This window comes from Eubacterium sp. CAG:161 (assembly GCF_000432355.1).
In the GTDB taxonomy this organism is placed as follows: domain Bacteria; phylum Bacillota; class Clostridia; order Lachnospirales; family Lachnospiraceae; genus Eubacterium_G; species Eubacterium_G segne.
In genome coordinates, this window is record NZ_HF991859.1 from 52,188 (window position 1) to 60,572 (window position 8,385).

Consider the following 8,385-nt stretch of genomic DNA (forward strand, 5'->3'; position numbering starts at 1 on the left):
CTATAATTGTGTTAATACTGAAAAATACTAAAAAGAGGTGTGCAAAATGAACAAAGAAGATGAAATAATAAAACAGGACTACAATCGTGCCGTTAATATGTGGAACGAAACTTACTCCCACTGCAAAATCGTTGATTTAAAAGGAAAATCTCTTTCCGTGGAGCCTATGTTTGATATTTGCTTAGATATTTTTGCCAGCAAATGTAAAAATATTTTGGATTTTGGCTGTGGCACCGGAGATGTGATTTTTCAATGCTATGAATTTGGAAATATGAATTTTGGTCTGGGAGTTGATTTGTCAGAAACAGGCATCCAATATGCCCGCAAAATGACTTCCTTAAATAATTATAAAAGCCTTAACTTCGATATAGGAGACATATCTTACTTTGACAGCTACGAGGAAGGCTCCTTTGACGGAATAATACTGTCAAATGTTTTAGACGTAATGCCTAAAGATGTAGCTGTAAAAACCTTTAATCGCCTTACTGATCTTTTATCCCCGAAAGGTCTAATGTTTGTAAAATTAAATCCTTATTACGACAAAGCCGATATGGCTGAATGGGGGATGACCCAGATTAAGGACAATCTTTTTGAGGAAGACGGGGTTTTAAGATACCGTGAACTTGACACGGCATCCTGGAAACAAAGCTTTGAAAAGTCCTACAACATTTTACGATATTTAGAGTTTCCATACCCATGGCAGGAAGGCATGAACCGTCTGTTTTTGTTAGAAAAAAGGTAATTATTTATTCATGCCCTTAACAATGCCGGAAGCAATGGTTTTTAATGCCTTGTTTGAATGATTGCTGCTCTTATCTCCTACCTCTAAATCCACCGATGGAATGGTAGAGTAGGAGGTTTGAGTTAAATCAATTGCCATTTCCCCCTTCCCATATATTTTAACTCCTGCATTTTCCATTCCCCATACGAGATTTTTTCCTAATTTATTGTGTTTTTTCCAATTTTTAGAAACCGGATACATATTTCTATATGACTGATTTTCAGGTACGCTAATATAAAATGCCCCTTTATCAGATGATGAAGAATCGTAATGCAGGGCAATGTGATAATCGGCACAGTTATTGGCAAACACCGTTCTTCCAATATTGTCTATCTGAGAATCTTCGCCTTCCCTTACCATTAAAACATTATAACCTGCTTTTAAAAGCTTCTTTTTCACTACCATTGCCAGTTTCAGTGTAGCCTGCGCCTCTGTGGTTCCGTCATTTAAAACAGTTCCACTATTAATTGACGTAGCTCTTATGGCACCTGCTGCCGTACTTCCTCCCGTTACTTTTCCACTGCCATCAGGATGGCATAAAGTCATAACACTTTCGCCTCCTTTAGTTCCATGACCTGCATTTATACACACTGTTTTTTTCTTAGTTTTAGGTGCACTTGAAAAATATAAGGTAGCTGAATCTGTATGTATTTTTGAATAACCTGCAAACTCCCATTTACCATTCCATGGAATTATTTTGGCACAGGTACTCCAATGTGAATAATATTTCTTTTTTCCTTTCCTGACATACCCCCTTACTCTTACATAATAGCTCTTTGTATTCTTTAGTTTAGATAGCTTTGCAGATTTTTTGTTTTGTCCCTTTACTGTTTTAACCCCTGCTTTTTTAAAGCTTTGCTTTGTGGAATACTGTACCTGATACCCATTAGCCTTACTGTTTTTGCGCCAGGAAACATGAGTATTTCCTGCTTTTTTGGTTAATATATCAATGCTGCTTCCCTTAAGAAAACAGCTTTTAACTTCCGGAGAAATCACACTTTTATATGTTTTTCCATTAATTGTTTTATACGCCATAATGCTAAATCCATATAAAGTACCGTTTTTGTTTGCTCCTTTGTCTGTATATTTAGTTGTCTCCTTTTTCACCTGACAGATTTTCTTTCCGTCCCTGTAAATATAATAGCCTGTAGCCCCCTCTATTTTATTCCATGTTATGGCAATGCCATTCCTGTTATTAACAATAGAAGCTATTACCGGTCTTTCTTTTTCAAAATCCGTAACCGTTGTAGAAGTCTCCTCCGCCTCTATTACAGAATTAACCGTAGCTCTACCCGGCATTTTAAATCCCGTATTATTAATTCCCGCCAAAATAGTCACTGCTATTACAATAATTCCTGATGCAATTATCATTTTCATTGTCTTTTTATTCATAGGCTACCACCTTTTATATTTATTAACTTTAGTTTAACACTTATCCCCTTCAGTTCAACTGTAAAATACACTATTTCCATTCATTATTTTACCGGAAGTTGAATTTCCGTAAGACATTCTTCCTCTATGGATGTTTCATAATCATCTATGTGGCAAAATTCTATGGGATCACCTGTTATTTTCAGATGATGTTCTTTAGCGTAAGCTATTAGCTTGTCCACTCCCTGTTTGGTTCTTGTAGATGAACCTTTATAGAAAATAGACAGGTACTTTCCGGCAGGAAGGGAATAATTACTATTATATAAAAGTGTGTCAGAATAGAAAAACACCCCCTTTGTAATATAGGAATTGTCCTCGTCATTTACTTTGCTTGTGTCTAACACATAACAGTCACAGGCTCCTATTGTGTCTACTTTGTTTTTGTGGGACTGCATATATTTAACAAGATAATAATCCACGTCATCATCATCTAAATTGGATTCGCTTATCATTACACAATGTCTCTCTTCAAAATTTTTAAGCCTGATGTTTTCTAAATCAGTGTGATTCATATTTTCTTCTAAGGACTTAATTCTTGCCTCAATACTTATTCTTTTTTCAAACAGCTCAACTATGTTTTGATTAACAATATTAAGTTCCTCCGTAAGTAATGTTTTAGTGGTTTCCACATTTTGATTTTTATCAAATTCCTTTATCCGCTCGGTGGAAAAGTCCAGTCCCAGCAACTCTCTTATCATGGTAAGCTGACGTATATCTGATAAGGTATAAACCCTGTAATTGTTCTCCTGATTTCGCAATGGGTTAAGTATTCCAATCTTTTCATAGTAACGTATGGAATCCGTGCTTACATTAAATAATCTTGATAATTCTCCTATGTTAAAAGTCTTTTTTCGCTTCATTTTCGTTTCTTTCCTTGTATTATACTAATGTTTGTTTGCCAATTATAATAGATATAATAAGTATTTTTAGGTATTATATCTGTATTTAGGCATATTGACATTAGTATTATACCAGACTTTATTATATTGTAGAACAAAAAAGGCAATAAAATTTATTGTTCTTTGGAAAGGATTATTTTTTATTCATTATGAAAGATGAGAAATACAAAATAGAAAACAAAATATTAAAGCTTTCACTGGGAGGCACCATTGCATTTACTTTATTAGAAATTATAGCTTCATTTTTGTTGGGTTCTAAAACCGTAATGACTGACGGAATATTCGATTTATTTGATTTACTTCTTTTGCTTCCAATGTTTGCATTGGTTCCATTTCTGTATAAACCTGTTTCTGAAAAGAAACCTTATGGCTGTTCACAAATTGAATCATTATTGGTATTAATTAAATATGTTGTTCTTTTGATTGTGGTTATTAATATGATTGCTTCAAATGTAGTTGTATTATTACACGGCGGACACACAGTTAATGCATTAAACGTGTTAATTTATGAAGCTTCCCTTTGTGGTGGCTGCATTGTTATGTTGCTGATGTTGAAGCATTTAAGCCGTAAATATTCTTCCATGATTATAAAATCGGAATTATATTTATGGAAGGTTGATATTGTAAGCACTCTTGGAATTTCCGTGGCTTTTTTATTCCAGCTGTTTTTGGCAAATACAAAGCTTAACTTTGTAATACCTTACATTGACTCATCTGTAGCCATTGTTGTGGCTTTGTTCCTGGTTAAGGAACCGGTTTTACAGATTATAAAAAATCTTAAGGAGTTAGTTCTTTTCTCCCCTGAACAGGATGTTATGGATGAAATCAGAAAGGTTGTTAATGAGGATATTCAAAATTATGACTACAGCCTTGATTTTCTTGATGTAACCCAGACCGGACGTAAAACATGGATTGAGGTTTATGTTAAAAGCAAAAATGATGTTGTAAAAATTAAGGATTTTAAGAGGATACAGGAACATATCACAAAGGACTTAGAAAATAAATTTGATCAGATATCCGTGGAAATTGTTCCGGCAATATAGCATTACTGTCTAACTGTAAAACATTATCCAAAGGAAAATCCGTTAATCAGATTGCTGATGACTTAGAAGAGGATGTTGCCAAAATTAAAGAAATATATGACGTAGCTAAAGACTTTGCTCCTGAATACGATGTTAAGAAAATTTTAGAGAAATTAGGATAATTTTATAAAAAGACTGCAGGCAGGTAAATGAAAATACCCTCACTGCAGTCTTTAATTTCTTTATAATTTTATCTACAACTATGGTCGCTGTCCCAATGCACCTTCTAATGTAATAGTTTCACCACTCATATATTTAAAATCCGGCGATGCCAGCTGTACACAAGGGCGTCCAATATCTTTTTCAACATCTCCGAAACGTCCCATAGGCGGTACCTTTACATTGGCTTTATATGCCTCAGGATATGCCTTTTCAAAGTTTTCAAGCTGTGCTGTCCAGGCTAAAGGACATACCACGTTTACATTGATTCCATCTGCTGCCCACTCTGTTGCCGCAACTCTTGTAAGACCTCTTATGCCTTCTTTTGCAGCTGCATAAGCACACTGTCCAAAGTTTCCAAACAATCCTGCTCCTGAAGCGAAATTAATAACCGAGCCTTTTGTTTCCTTTAAGTATGGATAGCATTCTTTCATGTAATAAAACGTTGCATAAACTCCTGAATACATTGCCAAATCAAACTGCTGTGTAGTGTGGTCTGCAATGGTTACTCCTGAAGCTGATGCCTGGGCATTATTAATTAACACATCAATACGTCCAAATTCATCTATTGTCTTTTTAACAACCTCTTTTACAATTGCCTCATTTTCTGCACCTGCGCTAATATCTGCATGTACCGGTAAGACCTTTATTCCGTACTTGCTCTCCAGTTCCTCTTTAGCATCAGTTAGCTTTTTAACATTTCTTCCTGTAAGAACAAGATTTGCACCTTCTTTAGCGTAAGCAGTAGCAATACCATATCCTATGGAGCCACAACTTCCATCCTGTAAAACTGCTCTTCCACCGCCGGTGATAATTGCAGTTTTCCCTTTCAAAAATCCCATAAAAACACCTCCAGACATAATTGTCACTAGCTTACTTTTGATTGTCATAAGCCCGACAACTAGATATTAACACTTTGAATTTGCCAGGTCAACGTTATATGTTCTTTTATTTGTCTTTACCTGCCATAATATAAAGCATAACAATGCCATAACTGAAACTATTATTCCTGCCTTAAATCCCGGTGTGTGGTATTCCATAACAATGTGATTTTTTCCCTTATCAACATTTATAACAGTAAATATTCCCTGAGCAACTTTAACCTCTGCTTTTTTGCCATTGCATTTAATGCTCCAGCCTTTATCATAAGGAATTGTAAGAAGAAGCTGTCCCTTTTTTCCGGCATTATAGTCTCCTTCAACATAGCCATCCTTCATTATGTCAGGGAAAAAATTATTTTTCTTAAGAAGTTTTATTACACGCCTAAATTCCTCCATATCCAAATAATAAAACATGCCTCTGATTCCACTTGTTTTAAATATTTTTCCCTTCATTGCCACTGTATGTTTTTGTCCCCTTTTATCCTGAGAAATTTGAACGGTTTTATATGAATTCCACTGACCATAATCCGTTCTTAGTTTTCCATCGACATACAAATCCACTTTATTTTCATATCGCCTTGTAAGATATCCATAAAGCACATTGCTGCATTTTGGACTATTCATTACCCAGGTAATTTTTCCGTTTTTAGAAATTTTCCGGGACTTAACTTTTTTAAACACATTTACCTGTTCACCTACAATGCCACTTAATAATTTGTTTTGATATTCAAAAGAATTTTCCGCTACTATATCCTTATAAACATCTTTATAGGTTAAATATCCTAACCCTAATGCATAAGGATTTTCGTATACACTTTTTTTATTATATTTTTCTATGCTTTTTACCTTTTTGTATCCTAAAGGTGCCTTTTTACTTAAAAGATACTTTATTCCCAAAAGAGAATCACTTACTAAAATAGGTTCCTTATATATAATCACCCTCTTACACTCACTATATCCACATTTTGAATAAAGCTTCATTATGGAATTATTAAAGGTAGAACTGTAAGAAGCTAACGGCATATACCCATATGCCATACCTTCGTTAAAAGCTCCAAAAGTATTTTTAGGTTTGGTTACTCTGCTTCCTGTTTGTTCCACTCTGTAAAATGTACTGTTATCATAGTTTTTTATTTCATTAATCTGCCTTCGGGCATTACTTACATAGCTGTTGTACTCTTTTGTATTTTTAATACTAAAGCTTGAAATATAAATATTAGTATTGTAAAAAAGTTCTCCTACAACTAAAATGGTGCAAATCACTGCCACAACTTTAAAATTCTTTATTTTTCTTCTTGTGTTAAAATAAGTTGCAGCCAGAAGCACCATGAAAAAGCATATTACAAAAGCCAATCTGCTGTAATACGATGCCACTTTTCTAAAGCCGTTCCAGATTTTTTCCGTTGGATAAAATACATCAGATACAATTAAAACAAGCAGTAAAACTCCACCACATATTTTCTGTCTGATTCCAATGTTTTTCGTTACAAAATATAATATTGTGCCTACTAACGTTAAGGAGCCGCAAAACAAAATCAGTATATTTGAATTATCTACATTTGCATTTATTGGAAATAGTGCCTTAACTACATCCCATATATTGCATCGAAATTGAAACCTGAAAAATTTTTCATGCTCTATCCCTTTTCCATTTAACAACTGAATAGCCATAGGAATAAAGAAAAACATAGTGGTTAAAACTGACAGTACCATTGTCAGGCAGTAATTTTTGAATTTTATAAGTATTTGCTTCAACCCCTGATTATTAAGCTGATTTACCTCATATACGAAATAAAATACTGACAACAGGCAAATCATGTATGCCGTATACCAGTTGGATATAACCGCAACTACCGTTATTATGTACAAAAATACTTTCTTATTTTCAGTAATTACCCTGTATACCCCAAGCATTACAAGAGGCAGAAAAACTACTCCATCTAACCACATGATATTGGTTATCTGTTTTATACTGTAGGTCATCATAGAATAGGACACAGACAATAAAACCGCCCACATCCCTGAGAGATTTTCAAACCTTTTTCTTAAGTATATACAGCAGGTAAGACCTGCAAAGGCTATTTTTGTAATTGCCAAAACCACAATAAACAGTTGGATATCCTTAAAGAAAAACAAAAGCAGATTAAAGGGACTTGATAAATAAAATGACCAAAGTCCTATGGTATTGTCTCCTAAGGATTTTCCAAATGAATATGCAATATTTGCTTCTCCATTAACCACCCTCTTTAACCACTGAAAGAAATCCAGATACTGATAATCCATATCCCACAGGGCAAAATTGTTATTTCCAAAAGGGTAATTTTCCACAAATAAAAGAACTCCTGTCAAAATTATTGCCGGGAGTCCCATGGAAATTATATATGTAAATAAATTATTTTTCTTTTTCATAGCACACCTTAAAACTTTTCTCTATATATTTAAGGTGTATTATAGCACATACTCTTGGAAAATTAAATATGATGTAAATGTGATGTTTTATCTATTTTCCCCAACATACTCATAAATTGCCCTGTTTTTATCCGAGTAAACCTGTTTATAATCCTTATCTTTTGATATATATGTATATAGCAGTCCCTTTTTGTAAAGAATTGCATGAGTAAATTTATACTTATCAAATATATCCTTGTAATAAATATCCCCATCCTCAAGCCTGTTATACTCTTTCATAACATCTGCCTTACCGTTATTTTTCTTAACAAAAACCTCCGCCCTGGCATCCATATATGGCTTAAATCCACAATACTCCGCGTATCCTCCATCTTCATATGTGGTAAATAATACCACATCATCCGGATTATAATTTGCCTTTAAATATTCAACTGCTCCCTTACATTTTGCCTGAGCAGAAGAATCATCATATTTTATAAATTTAACTGCTACCGCTGCCACAATTGCAATGCACAATACTACTAATAGTATATTAACATTTTTTCTGTTTGACTCTTGGGACTTTTTATTTTCAGGTGGATACACATCCTTTAGATAGTATGCTAATGGGAACAATGCTCCTGTGGCAAATATAAATATGCTTCTATATGCCGACAACATCAAATAAGTTGTTCCTAAAGTCAGACAAAAATATCTGATTTTGTAAGTACCCCTGCGGTATAAAATATAGGCAAAAACCATTA

Annotated in this window: 7 protein-coding genes; 2 read left to right on the forward strand and 5 right to left on the reverse strand. The window is 34.1% G+C overall.

Going from position 1 to position 8,385, the window contains the following annotated elements:
• The first annotated feature begins 46 nt into the window (after positions 1–46).
• Positions 47–742 (forward strand): class I SAM-dependent methyltransferase, encoded by a 696-nt coding sequence (locus tag Q5O30_RS04440; protein WP_021952553.1) that lies wholly within the window; start codon positions 47–49, stop codon positions 740–742.
• Here the strand turns inward: Q5O30_RS04440 and Q5O30_RS04445 are convergent, their stop codons facing one another.
• Both Q5O30_RS04445 and Q5O30_RS04450 read right to left on the reverse strand, forming a co-directional pair.
• On the reverse strand, positions 743–2,173 hold the full coding sequence (locus Q5O30_RS04445; RefSeq protein WP_021952554.1) for an N-acetylmuramoyl-L-alanine amidase: 1,431 nt from the start codon (positions 2,171–2,173) through the stop codon (positions 743–745).
• Between the two features lie 83 nt (positions 2,174–2,256).
• Positions 2,257–3,072 carry a MerR family transcriptional regulator gene (locus Q5O30_RS04450; RefSeq protein WP_021952555.1) on the reverse strand — a complete coding sequence of 272 codons (816 nt, stop codon included), beginning with the start codon at positions 3,070–3,072 and terminating at the stop codon, positions 2,257–2,259.
• Positions 3,073–3,260: 188 nt separating this feature from the next.
• On the opposite strand from Q5O30_RS04450, the gene Q5O30_RS04455 reads away from it, so the two are divergent.
• On the forward strand, positions 3,261–4,154 hold the full coding sequence (locus Q5O30_RS04455; protein WP_302624597.1) for a cation transporter: 894 nt from the start codon (positions 3,261–3,263) through the stop codon (positions 4,152–4,154).
• A gap of 239 nt (positions 4,155–4,393) precedes the next feature.
• Here the strand turns inward: Q5O30_RS04455 and Q5O30_RS04460 are convergent, their stop codons facing one another.
• The 3 genes from Q5O30_RS04460 to Q5O30_RS04470 form a co-directional block, all read right to left on the reverse strand.
• Positions 4,394–5,194 carry an SDR family NAD(P)-dependent oxidoreductase gene (locus Q5O30_RS04460; protein ID WP_021952557.1) on the reverse strand — a complete coding sequence of 267 codons (801 nt, stop codon included), beginning with the start codon at positions 5,192–5,194 and terminating at the stop codon, positions 4,394–4,396.
• 66 nt (positions 5,195–5,260) lie between these two features.
• Positions 5,261–7,642, reverse strand: coding sequence for a YfhO family protein (locus Q5O30_RS04465; RefSeq protein WP_021952558.1), 2,382 nt, complete (start codon positions 7,640–7,642; stop codon positions 5,261–5,263).
• An 87-nt stretch (positions 7,643–7,729) separates the two neighbouring features.
• Positions 7,730–8,385 (reverse strand): hypothetical protein (locus tag Q5O30_RS04470; protein WP_302674578.1); only part of this gene is annotated, 656 nt, incomplete at its 5' end.